This window comes from Streptomyces sp. GQFP (genome assembly GCF_021545335.1).
Classification (GTDB): Bacteria; Actinomycetota; Actinomycetes; order Streptomycetales; family Streptomycetaceae; genus Streptomyces.
In genome coordinates this window covers 2487339-2501826 of record NZ_CP089312.1, presented here as the reverse complement: position 1 = coordinate 2501826, position 14488 = coordinate 2487339, and the positions used below count along the sequence as shown (strand labels likewise).

The following is a 14488-nucleotide window of genomic DNA, read 5'->3' as shown; positions in this document are numbered from 1 at the left end:
GCTCACACCGTCAGGGCGATGAGGTACCGGAAGACGTTCGGCATCCAGATCGTCCCGTCCCGCCGCTGATGCGGATGCAGCGCCTCCGCCAGTTCCTTGTCGACCTGCTCCTGGCCGGTCGCCGTGATCGCCGCGTCGAAGAGCCCCGTCGACAGCAGCCCTCGTACCGCGCTGCCCATGTCGGCGTATCCGAACGGGCACGCCACCCGTCCGGAGCCGTCCGGGCGCAGGCCCGCCCGCTGGGCGACCTCCTCCAGGTCGTCGCGGAGTGCGGGGCGCCAACTGCCCGTGACGCGCAGCGGATCCGCGAGCCGGGTCGCGACCCGCAGCACGGCCGACGTGGCGCAGCGCTCCGGCGGACCCCAGCCCGCGAGCACCACGGGGGTGCCCCGTTCGACCGGTGGCACCGCCGCCGCGAGGGTCTCGGCGAGTCCGTCGGAGTCGCCCGCGAGACAGCCGATCGGCTCGAACGCGGTCACCAGGGTGTACGCGGGAGAGTCCGCCTCCCTAGGGAGGCGCGCCACAAGCCGGGTGTCGCCACGCGCGCGCGTGCCCGACGATTCGGGCAGCAGACGCTCCCGTGCGAGAGCCAGCCGTTCGGGTGAGGAGGCCTCGACACCGGTGACGGCAGCGCCTCTCGCGGCGGCCATCAACAGGGCCAGGCCCGAGCCGCAGCCGAGGCCGAGCAGCCGGGTGCCGGTGCCCACTTCCAGCCGTTCGTAGACGGTCTCGTAGAGCGGTACGAGCATCCGCTCCTGGATCTCCGACCAGTCACGCGCGCGTGCGCACAGGTCCACGCGGGTCGTCGGACCCGCGTGAGGCAGGTGCTGCCGCACGAGCGTAGGTGTCATCGAAAGCGCCCCAATCCGCCGAGAGTTGCCGCTGTGATCGATGTGGTGGCCCCCGTTCAGTGCGCTCGCACTTCCCCCGTATGCCAGGAAACTCCGCACCCGTCCTGTCGTCCAGGGGTTGTGGAGCCGAGGTTGTGCGCCGGCTGTGCTCACGAAAAGAATTCACATGCCGGCAACGTGGGCCCGTAGCATCGCGTCATGGCAAAGGCACCCGTACTCACGCCGCAGGCAATTGACTTCCCCCGCTGGTACCAGGATCTGGTCGGCAAGGCGGAGTTGGCCGACAACGGTCCAGTGCGGGGCACCATGGTCATCCGGCCGTACGGGTACGGGCTGTGGGAGCGGATGCAGGCCGAGATGGACGCGCGGATCAAGGAGACGGGTACGCAGAACGCGTACTTCCCGCTGCTGATCCCGCAGTCGTACTTCGCCAAGGAGGCCGAGCACGTCGAGGGTTTCGCGCCGGAGCTGGCCGTGGTCACGCACGCCGGCGGCAAGGACCTCGAAGAGCCCGCGGTGGTCCGCCCCACCTCCGAGATGATCATCAACGACTACTTCTCGAAGTGGGTGCAGAGCTACCGCGACCTACCCCTCCTGATCAACCAGTGGGCGAACGTGGTGCGTTGGGAACTGCGCCCCCGGCTCTTCCTCCGGACGACGGAGTTCCTGTGGCAGGAGGGCCACACCGCGCACGCCACCCACGAGGACGCCCGCGCGTTCGCCGAGCACATCCACCGCGACGTCTACGAGGACTTCATGGTGAACGTCCTGGCGATGGACACGGTTCCCGGCCGCAAGACGGTCAAGGAGCGCTTCGCGGGCGCGATCAACACGCTCACGCTCGAAGGCATGATGGGCGACGGCAAGGCCCTCCAGATGGCCACCAGTCATGAGCTGGGCCAGAACTTCGCCAAGGCGTTCAACACCAGCTACCTGTCGAAGGAAGGCAGGCAGGAACTCGTCTGGCAGACGTCCTGGGGGTCGACGACCCGCATGATCGGCGCCCTGGTGATGGCACACGGGGACGACAACGGCCTGCGGGTCCCGCCGCGTCTCGCCGCGATCCAGGCCGTGGTCCTCGCGATCAAGGGCGACGAAGCGGTTCTGGCCAAGGTCCGCGAACTCGGCGACCGGCTGAAGGCGGCGGGCGTACGCGTCCATGTCGATGACCGCACTGACGTGCCCTTCGGCCGCCGCGCCGTCGACTGGGAGCTGAAGGGCGTGCCCGTACGTATCGAGATCGGCCCCCGCGACCTGGAGAACGGCACGGCGATGCTCGCCCGCCGGATCCCGGGCGGCAAGGACCCGGTGGCCCTCGACACACTCGTACGACTGCTGCCCACTGTCCTCGAAGAGGACCAGGCGCTGCTGCTGGCCCAGTCGCGCGAGCGCCGGGAGTCGCGTACGTCGGACGTGTCGACGTTCGAGGAGGCCGTGGAGGTGGCGACCGCCGGCGGCTGGGCGCGCATCCCCTGGGCGGTGCTCGGCGAAGAGGGCGAGGCGAGGCTGGGTGAGCACGCGGTGACCGTACGCTGTCTGGTCGCCGCGGACGGGTCGGTGCCGGACGCCGATGACGCACCGGGTAACGTCGCCATCGTCGCGCGCGCTTACTGAAGTACGGACGAGAGCGACCGAAAGGCCTCTTGCGTACCGGACGACCACAGGTGCCCCGGCGTGCGGGCAGCGTCTACGCGCCGGGTCGTACGTGGGGCTACGCACCGGCTTGGTATGAGCTGTGAGGCTTCTCCGCAGATCAGCGCACCCGCCCTCGTCCGGACGCATCAGCGGCAACTGACGGGTACGTGCAAATTATTTGGGATGGCCCGGAATCGGAACACAGCGGCACCCAGGCTCGTTGTCATTACGTGAGCACGACACAGACACCACCTGTTCTCGCCGCAGAACTGGCGCAGGCGTGGGCCGACATTCAGCGGTACCACCCCGAGCTGCCCGATCTTGCCGCGCCCGAGTCCCTGATCGGAGAGTCGTCGTCCGCCTGCGGACACGCGCTCTCCTTCGAGCGACTGCTTCATGAGGCAGTCCATGGCATCGCCGCCGCCCGCGGAGTACGCGACACCTCCCGGGCCGGCCGCTACCACAACCGCAGATTCCTCGCGATCGCCGAGGAGCTGGGCCTGGACCACCCCGAGGAACCGCATCCCAGCAGCGGCTTCTCGCTGGTCACGCTCAACCCCGAGGCGAAGCGGCGTTACCGCCCCACCATGGAGCGGCTGCAGCGCGCCCTGAAGGCGCACACGGTGGCCACGTCCGCCGACACGACCCGCGCGTTCCGCGGCCCGGCCGCGCGCCACGGCTCCTCCGGGGGCGGGGTGCGCGTGAAGGCCGTCTGCGACTGCGGTCGCAACGTGCGCGTCGTCCCGTCGGTGCTGGCGCAGGCGCCGATCGTGTGCGGCGGCTGCGGCAAGCCGTTCAGAATCCCCGAGATCGTGGGCGCGGGCGCCGCGTGAGGCTCCGCCCCGCAACGTGATCGAACCCGGCATCTCGTGGGTGCCGGAGGAACACGTGGGGACGTTTTCCGGGGTGCTGCTGCGACGCGCAGCTGCGGGCATGCGTGCCGCCAGGGGCGGCACGGGTGGGCGCAGCGGCACCCCGTAAGCGCCGGGCTGCGCGTCCGGCCTGTGCGGCACCCCGACGCCGGGTGCCTCTCAGGCATGGGCGCGCACACCCTCCGGTTCAGGCAACCCGCAGGGTATGGCAGAATGGTCAGCTGTACTCGACAGCCGCACAGGAACCCTCTCGCCTCCGGCTGACGCGTCCATCGGGCACTCGGGTACCGCAACCCCACGCGGCAATCTCGCCGTGCCCAACCACGTCAAATCCAGGAGAACCCACTCCCGTGGCAGTCAAGATCAAGCTGAAGCGTCTGGGCAAGATCCGTTCGCCTCACTACCGCATCGTCGTCGCCGACTCCCGTACCCGCCGTGACGGCCGGGCCATCGAGGAGATCGGCCTGTACCACCCGGTGCAGAACCCCTCGCGCATCGAGGTCGACACCGACCGCGCGCAGTACTGGCTGGGTGTCGGCGCGCAGCCGACCGAGCCGGTTCTCGCCATCCTCAAGCTGACCGGCGACTGGCAGAAGTTCAAGGGCCTGCCCGCCCCGGCTCCGCTGCTCGTGGCCGCTCCGAAGGCCGCGCGTCCGTCGTTCGAGGCCCTGGGTGGCGACAACGACGGCAAGGGTGAGGCCATCACTCAGAAGAAGAAGGCTGAGAAGAAGGACGAGGCCGCGGCCGAGTCCACGTCGACCGAGGCCTGAGCATGCTCGAGGAGGCTCTTGAGCACCTCGTGAAGGGCATCGTCGACAACCCCGACGAAGTGCAGGTCGCCTCGCGCGACCTGCGTCGCGGGCGCGTTCTGGAGGTCAGGGTCCATCCCGACGACCTCGGCAAGGTGATCGGCCGCAACGGCCGTACCGCACGTGCCCTGCGTACCGTCGTGGGTGCCATCGGCGGGCGCGGTGTCCGTGTCGACCTCGTCGACGTGGACCAGGTTCGCTGATCATCACGCAGCACCGGCTCGGGCCGGGGAGGGCCACTTGGGCCGTCCCCGGCCCGTAGTCGTCTACGCGGTAATGCCGTAGGCACACGACAGGAGATTCCAGAAAGTGCAGCTCGTAGTCGCGCGTGTGGGCCGCGCCCACGGCATCAAGGGCGAGGTCACCGTCGAGGTACGTACGGACGAGCCGGAGCTGCGGCTCCCGCCCGGCGCCGTCCTGGCCACCGACCCGGCCACGGCGGGTCCGCTGACCATCGAGACGGGCCGCGTCCACAGCGGCCGGCTCCTGCTGCGTTTCGAGGGCGTACGCGACCGGACCGGCGCCGAGGCCCTGCGCAACGTCCTGCTGATCGCCGACATCGACCCCGAGGAACTGCCCGAGGGCGAGGACGAGTACTACGACCACCAGCTGATGGACCTGGACGTGGTCCTGGCCGACGGCACCGAGATCGGACGCATCACCGAGATCTCGCACCTGCCCTCCCAGGACCTGTTCGTCGTGGAGCGCCCCGACGGCAGCGAGGTGTACGTCCCGTTCGTCGAGGAGATCGTGCTGGAGATCGACCTGGAGGAGCAGCGGGCGGTCATCGACCCGCCGCCGGGTCTGATCGACGACAACGCCGAGATCGCTTCGTCGCGGGACGAGTCGTAATGCGCCTCGACGTCGTCACGATCTTCCCCGAGTACCTCGAACCCCTGAACGTCTCGCTCGTCGGCAAGGCACGCGCGCGTGGACAGCTGAATGTGCACGTGCATCATCTTCGGGACTGGACGTACGACCGCCACAACACGGTCGACGACACGCCCTACGGCGGCGGCCCGGGCATGGTCATGAAGACCGACCCCTGGGGCGACGCCCTGGACGACGTACTGGCCGACGGCTACGAGACCGGCTCCCGGATGCCCGCGCTGGTCGTGCCCACGCCCAGTGGCCGTCCCTTCGACCAGGCACTCGCCGTCGAGCTGTCCGAGCGGCCGTGGCTGGTCTTCACGCCCGCCCGGTACGAGGGCATCGACCGGCGGGTCATCGACGAGTACGCGACCCGGATGCCCGTGTACGAGGTGTCCATCGGCGACTATGTGCTCGCCGGCGGCGAGGCTGCCGTACTCGTGATCACGGAGGCCGTGGCGCGGCTGCTGCCCGGGGTCCTCGGCAACGCCGAGTCGCACCGGGACGACTCCTTCGCGCCGGGCGCCATGGCCAACCTTCTTGAGGGGCCCGTCTACACCAAGCCGCCCCAGTGGCGCGGCCGGGAGATCCCGGACGTGCTGCTCAGCGGCCACCACGGCAAGATCGCGCGCTGGCGCCGGGACGAGGCACTGCGTCGTACGGCGGCCAACCGGCCCGACCTGATCGAGCAGACCGACGCGTCCGCCTTCGACAAAAAGGACCGCGAGACGCTCTCCATCATGGGGTGGGCGCCTTCGGCCGACGGCCGATTTTGGCGCAGGCCAGAGGGCGTGGAAGAATAGGTCGCTGTTGTGCGTCGTCCGGCGTGCGCCCCTGCCACGGGGGGACACGACGCCCGCCCCGGCACGGACAGCATTCTTCCGGAAATCAAGCTCCCGTTGATGACCTGTGGCATCAACGAAGAAAGCAGACGAAATGTCCAACCTGCTCGACTCCGTCGACGCCGCGTCGCTGCGCGACGACATCCCGGCCTTCCGCCCGGGTGACACCGTCAACGTCCACGTCCGCGTCATCGAGGGCAACCGCTCCCGTGTGCAGCAGTTCAAGGGCGTAGTCATCCGCCGCCAGGGCGCCGGTGTCCGCGAGACCTTCACGGTCCGCAAGGTCTCGTTCTCCGTCGGCGTGGAGCGCACCTTCCCGGTGCACACCCCGATCGTCGAGAAGATCGAGCTGGTCACGCGCGGTGACGTGCGTCGCGCGAAGCTGTACTACCTCCGTGAGCTGCGCGGCAAGGCCGCGAAGATCAAGGAGAAGCGCGACAACTGAGCTTTCGCGGGGCCCGATGTAAAGAGGGCTCACATCGAGGCCGGATAACATCCTGCCCCGATGGACACCGAAGCACAGCCGACGGAGCGCGACCGCTCCTCCCACCCCGTTCGATCCGAGGAGAACTCGGACACCGAGGGGCCGGAGGACCGGTCGCGTTTCGCGTTGGTGTCCCGGGCGGCCGAGTGGCTCCCGGGCGGGCGGATCACCCTGACCGTGCTGGTCTGTCTGGTTTTTCTGCTGCTCTTCAGCAGGTTCGTCATCCAGCCGTTCGAAATTCCCAGCCGCTCGATGGAGAGCGGATTGAGGATCGGGGACCGCGTTCTCGTAAATAAGTTGGCGTACCGTTTTGGTGCCGAGCCGCGGCGAGGTGACGTCGTCGTGTTCGACGGAACCGGCTACTTCGGGCACGCCGACTACATCAAGCGCGTTGTGGGTGTGGGGAGAGACCACGTGGTCTGCTGCGACAAGGAGGGGAGGATCGAGGTGAACGGCCGGTCGGTCGACGAGTCGACATTCCTTTACCCCGGTGACAGCCCGTCCACGGTGTCCTTCGACGTAGTGGTGCCCGAGGGCAGACTCTTCGTCATGGGGGATCACCGCAGCGACTCCAGCGACTCCCGGGACCACCTGGGTTCACCCGGCGGCGGCATGGTCCCCGTCGGCAGGGTGATCGGCCGGGCCGACTGGATCGCCTGGCCCAGCGACCACTGGACCCGGCTGGAACGACCCGGCGCTTACGCGCGTGTGCCTGGCGCCCCGATGGCGAACGCGCTGAACAAGGCGGACGGTGTCCATGGGTAACCGCGGCAAGCCGCGCGGTGTGCCCGCCAGCGCCGCCGAGCAGCTGCTGCCCACCGGCTCCCGCCGGGCGGCCGGCGCCGCCGCGAGGCCCGGCCGGGCCGAGCGGCGCAAGCTCCAGCGCAAGGTCAAGCGGCGCAGGCGGCGTTCCGCCGTCAAGGAGATACCCCTCCTGGTGGGGGTCGCGGTCCTCATAGCCCTCGTTCTGAAGACGTTTCTCGTGCAGGCGTTCGTGATCCCGTCGGGCTCGATGGAGAACACGATCCAGATCGGCGACCGCGTCCTCGTGGACAAGTTCACCCCCTGGTTCGGCTCCGAGCCCCAGCGCGGTGACGTCGTCGTCTTCAAGGATCCCGGCGGCTGGCTCGACGACGAGCCGGCGGCCCAGCAGGGCGAAGACCCCATCGTCGTCAAGCAGGTCAAGCAGGCGCTCACCTTCATCGGCCTGCTGCCCTCGGACAACGAGAAGGACCTCATCAAGCGGGTCGTCGCGGTCGGCGGCGACACCGTCAAGTGCTGTGACACCCAGGGCCGCGTGACCGTCAACGGCATGCCGCTCGAAGAGACGACCTACATCCACCCCGACAACAAGCCGTCCTCCATCACCTTCGAGGTGAAGGTCCCCGAGGGGCGCCTGTGGGTGATGGGCGACCACCGGTCCAACTCCGCCGACTCCCGCTACCACCGCACCGAGGCGTACAGCGGCACGGTCTCCCTGAACTCCGTCGTGGGCCGGGCCATGGTCATCGCCTGGCCGTTCGGCCACTGGACCCGTCTGGAGGAGCCGGACACGTTCTCGTCGGTGCCGGGCGGGTCGGCCACCGCCCTCGGCCAGTCGCATAGGGTGGCTTCCGCGGATCGGTACGGATCGATCCCGCTCCCGACCCCTGCGGAACTCCCGCTCGTTATGGGAGTGGTGGGCCTGCGTCGCATCCGGCGCGGGCGGCGGCACGGAGTGAGGAGTGGATGTGGGGGATTTGGCGGTCGGCGCACGGTCCGGACAGGACGGTCCCGAGGAACAGCGCCCCGCGGAGCCGGTTCCACCGGCCGCAGAGGACGCCGGCCCCGCCGAGAGTGACCCCCGGGCCCCAGGGCTCTCCGGGAGTGGCTCAGGGTCCTCCGGGACGGGTGCAGGGGGCTCCGGGGACTCCGGGGACGACACGGCGGAGGACCTCGGCGAACCCGGCCACAAGCCCAGGAAGCAGCGCTCCTTCTGGAAGGAGTTGCCGCTGCTCATCGGTATCGCGCTGGTGCTCGCGCTGCTGATCAAGACCTTCCTGGTCCAGGCGTTCTCCATCCCCTCGGACTCCATGCAGCACACGCTGGAGCAGGGCGACCGGGTCCTGGTCGACAAACTGACCCCGTGGTTCGGCTCCGAGCCCGAGCGCGGTGAGGTCGTCGTCTTCCACGACCCCGCCGACTGGCTGGCCGGCGAGCCGACCGTCGAACCGAACCCCGTGCAGCGGGTCCTCGGCTGGATCGGCCTGATGCCGTCCGCCAACGAGAAGGACCTCATCAAGCGCGTGATCGGCGTCGGCGGGGACACCGTCGAGTGCAACGGCACGGGCCCGCTGAAGGTCAACGGCAAGGCGCTCGACGAGCCGTACGTCTACGCGGGGAACACCCCGTGCAGCGTCGACGACCAGGGCGGCCAGTTCAAGGTCACGGTACCCACGGGCAAAATCTGGGTCATGGGTGACCACCGGCAGAACTCGCTGGACTCCCGGTACCACCAGGAGGACAAGAACGCGGGCTTCGTCCCCGTGGACAACGTCGTCGGCCGCGCGATCGTGGTCGCCTGGCCGCCCACCCGCTGGGACACGCTGCCGATTCCCGACACCTTCGACCAGAACCTGAGCGCCGCCGCCCCGGGCGCGCTGGGCCTCGCGGGCGCGGTTCCGCTGGTGCTGTGGCGCAGGCGCCGCGTGGCGGGTCGTACGACTCCTCCCGTTACCGCCGGAAACTCCGGTGTTCCCGGGTCGGGTACCGCCGGGTAGGGTGCCGTCCCAGGCACCGATCTGGGGGACCACTGGGATGACCGGCACGACAACGCGTACGGACGAGGGCCACGGACGGCTCGGCAGCAAGCTGTCGGGACTGGCGGTGGCCCTCGGCTGTGTGCTCTTCCTCGGCGGCTTCGTCTGGGGCGCGATCCTCTACCGGCCGTACACCGTGCCGACCGACTCCATGTCGCCCACCATCGTGGCCGGCGACCGGGTGCTGGCCCAGCGGATCGACGGCGCCGAGGTCGAGCGCGGTGACGTCGTGGTCTTCACCCAGGAGAGCTGGGGCAACATGCCCCTGGTCAAGCGGGTCGTGGCCGTCGGCGGGGACACGGTCTCCTGCTGCACGGACGGCAAGCTGGTCGTCAACGGCAAGCAGATCCAGGAGTCCTACATCCCCAACGGTCAGGCCGCGGAGCTGATGGGCATCCCGTCGATCACGGTCCCCAAGGGACGCCTGTTCCTGCTCGGCGACGAGCGCACCGGCTCCCTGGACTCCACGGCCCACCTCACGGAGGCCTTCAACGGCACGGTGGCACGCAGTTCGGTGGCCGCCCGCGTCGACGCCGTGGTGTGGCCCATGAACGGCATGCTGGCCCGCCCCACGGGCTTCGAGACCCTGGGGGGCCTGTCCTCGCCCGGGCCGCTGCGGCTGCTCACCGTCGCGGTCGTGGTGGGCGGGGTGCTGGTCCTGGGCGGCGGCGCATACGGGCCGGTCGCCAAGCTGCTGGCGAAGCGGCGGCGCCCTGCCACGGAGGCGGAGCCCGCCGGTGCCCGCTGAGCCGGTGGGCGGTGTCGAGGACTCGTACGTCGGCAGGCTGCGCAAGGTGTCCCGGGTCGTACTCCTCGATCCGCAGGACCGGATTCTGCTGCTGCACGGACATGAGCCGGACGATCCGGCCGACGACTGGTGGTTCACGCCTGGCGGCGGCCTGGAGGGCGACGAGACCCACGAGGAGGCCGCGCTGCGGGAACTCGCGGAGGAGACCGGCATCACCGGCGCCGACGTCGAACTCGGTCCGGTGCTGTGGCGGCGCACATGCTCATTCCCGTTCGCGGGGCGCCGCTGGGACCAGGACGAGTGGTACTACCTGGCCCGTACGGACCGCACGGAGACCCGGGCCACGGCGCTCACGGAGCTGGAACGGCGCAGTGTCGCCGGAGCGCACTGGTGGACGTGCCAGGAACTGACCCGGGCACATGAGACGGTGTATCCGACCAGACTCGCCGAGCTCCTGCGGAGGCTGCTCGACGAAGGGCCCCCGGCCCGTCCCGAGATCCTCGACACGGAAATCGTCTAGAGGCTCGCGTGACTGGCGCACAATGGTGGGACGCACGGCTGAAGGGGAACATGCCATGAGCGCCGAGGACCTCGAAAAGTACGAGACCGAGATGGAGCTGAAGCTCTACCGGGAGTACCGCGATGTCGTCGGTCTGTTCAAATATGTGATCGAGACCGAACGGCGCTTCTATCTCACCAACGACTACGAGATGCAGGTGCACTCGGTCCAGGGTGAGGTTTTCTTCGAGGTGTCCATGGCGGACGCCTGGGTGTGGGACATGTACCGGCCGGCCCGGTTCGTGAAACAGGTACGGGTGCTCACGTTCAAGGACGTGAACATCGAGGAGCTGAACAAGAGTGACCTGGAGCTGCCGGGCGGCTGACGGTCACTCATGTGGGTGACGGAGTTATCCACAATGGCGAGCTTGTCCACCAAGATCCAATAGCTCGTTGAACTGCCCTCACTGTTGGCGCCGGAGGTGGTGCCGACATGAGCAACGTGAACACCCGCGACGGACGACGCGGCGCACTGGGCAGGTACGGCGAGGAACTGGCCGCGCGGCGGCTGACCGAGGCCGGGATGACGGTCCTGGACCGCAACTGGCGGGCCGGCCGCACCGGTGAGATCGACATCGTGGCCAGGGACGGTGACGCGCTCGTCGTCTGCGAGGTCAAGACCCGCCGGGCGGCCGGACCGGCGGGTGCCTTCCAGCACCCGATGGCGGCCGTCACCCCGGCCAAGGCCGAGCGGCTGCGGGGCCTCGCCGAACGCTGGGTCCAGGAACACGGGGGCGCGCCGCCCGGCGGGGTCCGCATCGACCTGGTCGGCGTTCTGCTGCCCGAGCGCGGCGCACCCGTGGTGGAACACGTGCGGGGGGTGGCGTGATGGGATTCGCCCGTACGTGTTCGGTGGCGCTGGTAGGTGTCGAGGGCGTGGTCGTCGAGGTCCAGGCGGATCTCGAACCCGGCGTCGCCGCGTTCACCCTGGTGGGACTGCCCGACAAGAGCCTGACGGAGAGCAAGGACAGGGTCCGCGCGGCGGTCGTCAACTCGGGGGCCGCCTGGCCGCAGAAGAAGCTCACGGTGGGGCTCAGCCCGGCGTCCGTGCCCAAGAGCGGCAGCGGGTTCGATCTCGCCGTCGCGGCGGCCGTCCTGGGGGCCGCCGAGCGGATCGATCCCCGGGTCCTCGCCGACATCGTGATGATCGGCGAACTGGGCCTCGACGGCCGGGTGCGGCCCGTCCGGGGCATCCTGCCGGCGGTGCTGGCGGCGGCCGACTCGGGCTACGAACAGGTCGTCGTACCGGAGTGTGCCGCCGCTGAGGCCGCACTGGTCCCCGGGGTGTCGGTGCTCGGCGTACGCAGTCTGCGGCAGCTGATCGCCGTCCTCACCGACGAGCCCGTACCCGACGAGGAACCGGACGAGCACGGCCGCCCCGACCCGCTCATGGCGGGCCTGCGGATGCCGGGCACCGGGGCGGCCACGGGCATGCACAGCATGGGCGCCGCCCAGTACGACAACGGCCACGACCTGGCCGACGTCGTGGGCCAGCACTCGGCGCGCACGGCCATGGAGGTGGCTGCGGCCGGCGGCCACCACGTCTTCCTCGAAGGGCCACCAGGAGCGGGCAAGACGATGCTCGCCGAGCGGCTGCCCGCCGTCCTGCCCCGGCTCACCCGGGAGGAGTCGCTGGAGGTCACCGCGGTCCACTCGGTCGCGGGCCTGCTGCCACCGGGCAAGCCCCTGATCGACACGGCGCCCTACTGCGCCCCGCACCACTCGGCCACCATGCAGGCCCTCGTCGGCGGCGGACAGGGCGTCGCACGGCCGGGAGCGGTGTCGCTCGCTCATCGTGGCGTACTTTTTCTGGACGAAACACCAGAATTCGGAAGCCAGGTGCTCGACGCCCTGCGCCAGCCCCTGGAGGCCGGGCACGTGGTGATCGCGCGGAGTGCGGGGGTCGTACGGTTCCCAGCCCGGTTCCTGATGATCCTGGCGGCGAATCCCTGCCCGTGCGGCCGCTTCTCGCAGCGGGACACCCTCTGCGAGTGCCCGCCCTCCGTCATCCGGCGCTACCAGGCCCGGCTCTCCGGACCCCTGCTCGACCGGGTCGACCTGCGGGTCGAGGTGGACCGGGTCACGCGCTCCCAGCTCACCGAGTGCGGGGCGCGGGGCGAGTCCACGGCGATGGTCCGCGAACGGGTCCGGGCGGCCCGGGAGCGGGCGACGGCACGGCTCGTGGGCACCCCGTGGCTGACCAACAGCGAGGTGCCGGGACGGGAGCTGCGCAGCCGCTGGCATGCCGTGCCCGGCGCGATGGAGGAGGCCGAGCGGAACCTGGAACGGGGCATGCTCACCGCACGCGGCATCGACCGCGTCCTGCGGGTCGCCTGGACCGTCGCGGACCTCGTCGGCCACGACCGTCCCGACGCGACGGACGTCGCCCTGGCGCTGCAGCTGCGTACGGGGGTGCCGCGAGGGGTGCCGATGGCGATTGGGGCGTTGGCGTGATGGGGGGTGTGGGTGGAGGCGCGGTTGGTGGTGGGTCGGGTGGCCGGCCGGGACCGGCCCGACGGGATGGGCGTTGTCTTGGCGATACAGCAGTCGGGCTGGGGGGTGCCGCAAGGGGTGCCCACGGCTATCGGGGTGTTGACGTGACGGGGGATGTGGTCGGCGGCGAGGTGGGGGATCAGTTGGGGGCGGAAGGGGTTGCCCGGGTCTTTCTCACGCGGGTCGTCGAGCCCGGTGACGAGGTCGCAGGGCGGTGGATCAGGGAGCGCGGGGCCGTGGAGGTGGCGCGGCGGCTGCGGGACGGTGGGCCCATGCTGACCGGGGTCACCGGGACCCGGTGGGCGGGGCTGTGTGCGCGGGCGGCGCAGGCCGAGCCTGAGCGGGATCTCGCCGTCGCGCGGGCGGCCGGAGTGCGGTTCGTGTGGCCCGGCGGGCTCGAGTGGCCGGCCCAGCTCGACGATCTCGGGGATGCGCGGCCGGTGGGGTTGTGGGTGCGTGGGCGGCCCAGTCTGCGGATGTGGGCGCTGCGGTCCGTCGCGGTCGTGGGTGCCCGGGCCTGCACCGAGTACGGGGCTCATATGGCGGCCACACTCGCCGCCGGGCTTGCGGAGCGGGGGTGGGTGGTGGTGTCGGGCGGGGCGTACGGGGTGGACGGGGCCGCGCACCGGGGTGCGCTCGGTGCGGGCGGGGCCACCGTCGCCGTACTCGCCTGCGGGGTCGACCGGCCCTACCCGCGCGGGCACACCCAGCTGATCACCAGAATCGCCGAACAGGGGCTGGTGGTCGGGGAGTTGCCGCCCGGTGATCATCCGACGCAGAGTCGGTTCGTGCAGCGGAACCGGGTGATCGCGGCCCTCACCCGGGGGACCGTGGTCGTCGAGGCCGCGTATCGCAGCGGTTCGCTCGTCACCGCGCGGGCGGCGCAGCGGCTGGGGCGGTTCACGATAGGGGTGCCGGGACCCGCCACCAGCGGGCTCTCCGCGGGCGTGCACGAACTCCTGCGCGGGGACGCGATGCTGGTCACCGACGCCGCGGAAGTCGCCGAGCTGGTCGGGGACATGGGCGAGCTGGCGCCGGACCGGCGCGGGCCGGTGCTCCCGCGCGACCTGCTGGAACCGGCGGCGGAACGCGTCCTGGCCGCGCTGCCCGCACGCGGGACGGCGACGGTGGACGACATCGCGCGGGGCGCGTCGACGGCCAAGGACGACGCGGTCGCCAGGCTGTACGAGCTCCGATCACTTGGTTACGTCGAACGACACGACGACGGCTGGAAGTTGACACGCGAGGCGATGATCTCCGTCCGGTCCGGGAGAGACCGGTGCTGACCGAGCGTGTTCGGCCGTCCGGGGGATACCCGACGCCCTTGCCGTTTCCCGCAGTTGGTCCGCACCGATGGTCACACAGGGCAACGACCACGACCCTGGAGGGCGTCCAGCGGAACGTATCTGCGCACACCCCGTCCCCCCGACCTCGCACACTGCGACGCCCCAGTCACGCTACGCTCACGTGGATTCCGGCTCAGACCGGCAGTCGGACAGGCAATTCGACCAGACGGGTAATTCGACAT

At 70.2% G+C, this 14488-nt stretch carries 17 protein-coding genes; 16 read left to right on the top strand and 1 reads right to left on the bottom strand.

Going from position 1 to position 14488, the window contains the following annotated elements; genetic code table 11:
• Window positions 1–2 precede the first annotated feature (2 nt).
• Window positions 3–851 carry a class I SAM-dependent methyltransferase gene (locus tag LUX31_RS10770; protein WP_235474563.1) on the bottom strand — a complete coding sequence of 283 codons (849 nt, stop codon included), beginning with the start codon at window positions 849–851 and terminating at the stop codon, window positions 3–5.
• A 198-nt stretch (window positions 852–1049) separates the two neighbouring features.
• On the opposite strand from LUX31_RS10770, the gene proS reads away from it, so the two are divergent.
• The 16 genes from proS to dprA all read left to right on the top strand — a co-directional run bounded on the left by proS (window position 1050) and on the right by dprA (window position 14246).
• Window positions 1050–2465, top strand: a complete 1416-nt coding sequence (gene proS / locus LUX31_RS10765) for a proline--tRNA ligase (protein WP_235474562.1) — start codon at window positions 1050–1052, stop codon at window positions 2463–2465.
• A 251-nt stretch (window positions 2466–2716) separates the two neighbouring features.
• On the top strand, window positions 2717–3319 hold the full coding sequence (locus tag LUX31_RS10760; RefSeq protein WP_105973762.1) for a hypothetical protein: 603 nt from the start codon (window positions 2717–2719) through the stop codon (window positions 3317–3319).
• 389 nt (window positions 3320–3708) lie between these two features.
• Window positions 3709–4128: a 30S ribosomal protein S16 gene (gene rpsP / locus LUX31_RS10755; protein ID WP_235474561.1), complete on the top strand. Its 420-nt coding sequence runs from the start codon at window positions 3709–3711 to the stop codon at window positions 4126–4128.
• Between the two features lie 2 nt (window positions 4129–4130).
• Window positions 4131–4370, top strand: a complete 240-nt coding sequence (locus LUX31_RS10750; protein ID WP_006373563.1) for an RNA-binding protein — start codon at window positions 4131–4133, stop codon at window positions 4368–4370.
• Window positions 4371–4476: 106 nt separating this feature from the next.
• Window positions 4477–5019: a ribosome maturation factor RimM gene (gene rimM, locus LUX31_RS10745; protein WP_235474560.1), complete on the top strand. Its 543-nt coding sequence runs from the start codon at window positions 4477–4479 to the stop codon at window positions 5017–5019.
• The gene (gene trmD, locus LUX31_RS10740; RefSeq protein WP_235474559.1) at window positions 5019–5840 is read left to right on the top strand and encodes a tRNA (guanosine(37)-N1)-methyltransferase TrmD; all 822 of its coding nucleotides are present in this window, start codon (window positions 5019–5021) and stop codon (window positions 5838–5840) included. Before rimM ends, trmD begins: the two co-directional genes overlap by 1 nt.
• 133 nt (window positions 5841–5973) lie before the next feature.
• Window positions 5974–6324, top strand: coding sequence for a 50S ribosomal protein L19 (gene rplS, locus LUX31_RS10735; RefSeq protein WP_235474558.1), 351 nt, complete (start codon window positions 5974–5976; stop codon window positions 6322–6324).
• Between the two features lie 60 nt (window positions 6325–6384).
• The gene (lepB, locus tag LUX31_RS10730; RefSeq protein ID WP_235474557.1) at window positions 6385–7128 is read left to right on the top strand and encodes a signal peptidase I; all 744 of its coding nucleotides are present in this window, start codon (window positions 6385–6387) and stop codon (window positions 7126–7128) included.
• Window positions 7121–8203 carry a signal peptidase I gene (gene lepB, locus LUX31_RS10725; RefSeq protein WP_235474556.1) on the top strand — a complete coding sequence of 361 codons (1083 nt, stop codon included), beginning with the start codon at window positions 7121–7123 and terminating at the stop codon, window positions 8201–8203. The genes lepB (LUX31_RS10730) and lepB (LUX31_RS10725) overlap by 8 nt, the downstream gene beginning before the upstream one ends.
• Window positions 8094–9122 (top strand): signal peptidase I, encoded by a 1029-nt coding sequence (gene lepB / locus LUX31_RS10720; RefSeq protein ID WP_235474555.1) that lies wholly within the window; start codon window positions 8094–8096, stop codon window positions 9120–9122. Before lepB (LUX31_RS10725) ends, lepB (LUX31_RS10720) begins: the two co-directional genes overlap by 110 nt.
• Before the next feature lie 37 nt (window positions 9123–9159).
• On the top strand, window positions 9160–9909 hold the full coding sequence (lepB, locus tag LUX31_RS10715) for a signal peptidase I (RefSeq protein ID WP_235474554.1): 750 nt from the start codon (window positions 9160–9162) through the stop codon (window positions 9907–9909).
• Window positions 9899–10429 carry an NUDIX hydrolase gene (locus tag LUX31_RS10710; protein ID WP_235474553.1) on the top strand — a complete coding sequence of 177 codons (531 nt, stop codon included), beginning with the start codon at window positions 9899–9901 and terminating at the stop codon, window positions 10427–10429. Before lepB (LUX31_RS10715) ends, LUX31_RS10710 begins: the two co-directional genes overlap by 11 nt.
• A 55-nt stretch (window positions 10430–10484) precedes the next feature.
• Complete coding sequence (locus tag LUX31_RS10705; protein ID WP_003965949.1) at window positions 10485–10793, top strand: DUF2469 domain-containing protein; 309 nt, start codon at window positions 10485–10487, stop codon at window positions 10791–10793.
• Between the two features lie 107 nt (window positions 10794–10900).
• A complete protein-coding gene (locus LUX31_RS10700) occupies window positions 10901–11296 on the top strand; it encodes a YraN family protein (protein ID WP_235474552.1) in 396 nt (131 codons plus the stop codon).
• Window positions 11296–12921, top strand: a complete 1626-nt coding sequence (locus tag LUX31_RS10695) for a YifB family Mg chelatase-like AAA ATPase (RefSeq protein ID WP_235474551.1) — start codon at window positions 11296–11298, stop codon at window positions 12919–12921. The genes LUX31_RS10700 and LUX31_RS10695 overlap by 1 nt, the downstream gene beginning before the upstream one ends.
• Complete coding sequence (dprA, locus tag LUX31_RS10690; protein WP_443045947.1) at window positions 12921–14246, top strand: DNA-processing protein DprA; 1326 nt, start codon at window positions 12921–12923, stop codon at window positions 14244–14246. Before LUX31_RS10695 ends, dprA begins: the two co-directional genes overlap by 1 nt.
• Window positions 14247–14488: the final 242 nt, after the last annotated feature.

Coding starts and splice junctions, on each gene's coding strand:
- LUX31_RS10770 (WP_235474563.1), bottom strand. CDS start 851: ATGACACCTACGCTCGTGCGGCAGCACCTGCCTCACGCGGGTCCGACG.
- trmD (WP_235474559.1), top strand. CDS start 5,019: ATGCGCCTCGACGTCGTCACGATCTTCCCCGAGTACCTCGAACCCCTG.
- lepB (WP_235474556.1), top strand. CDS start 7,121: ATGGGTAACCGCGGCAAGCCGCGCGGTGTGCCCGCCAGCGCCGCCGAG.
- LUX31_RS10705 (WP_003965949.1), top strand. CDS start 10,485: ATGAGCGCCGAGGACCTCGAAAAGTACGAGACCGAGATGGAGCTGAAG.
- rplS (WP_235474558.1), top strand. CDS start 5,974: ATGTCCAACCTGCTCGACTCCGTCGACGCCGCGTCGCTGCGCGACGAC.
- LUX31_RS10750 (WP_006373563.1), top strand. CDS start 4,131: ATGCTCGAGGAGGCTCTTGAGCACCTCGTGAAGGGCATCGTCGACAAC.
- LUX31_RS10695 (WP_235474551.1), top strand. CDS start 11,296: ATGGGATTCGCCCGTACGTGTTCGGTGGCGCTGGTAGGTGTCGAGGGC.
- proS (WP_235474562.1), top strand. CDS start 1,050: ATGGCAAAGGCACCCGTACTCACGCCGCAGGCAATTGACTTCCCCCGC.
- lepB (WP_235474554.1), top strand. CDS start 9,160: ATGACCGGCACGACAACGCGTACGGACGAGGGCCACGGACGGCTCGGC.
- LUX31_RS10700 (WP_235474552.1), top strand. CDS start 10,901: ATGAGCAACGTGAACACCCGCGACGGACGACGCGGCGCACTGGGCAGG.
- lepB (WP_235474557.1), top strand. CDS start 6,385: ATGGACACCGAAGCACAGCCGACGGAGCGCGACCGCTCCTCCCACCCC.
- dprA (WP_443045947.1), top strand. CDS start 12,921: ATGGGGGGTGTGGGTGGAGGCGCGGTTGGTGGTGGGTCGGGTGGCCGG.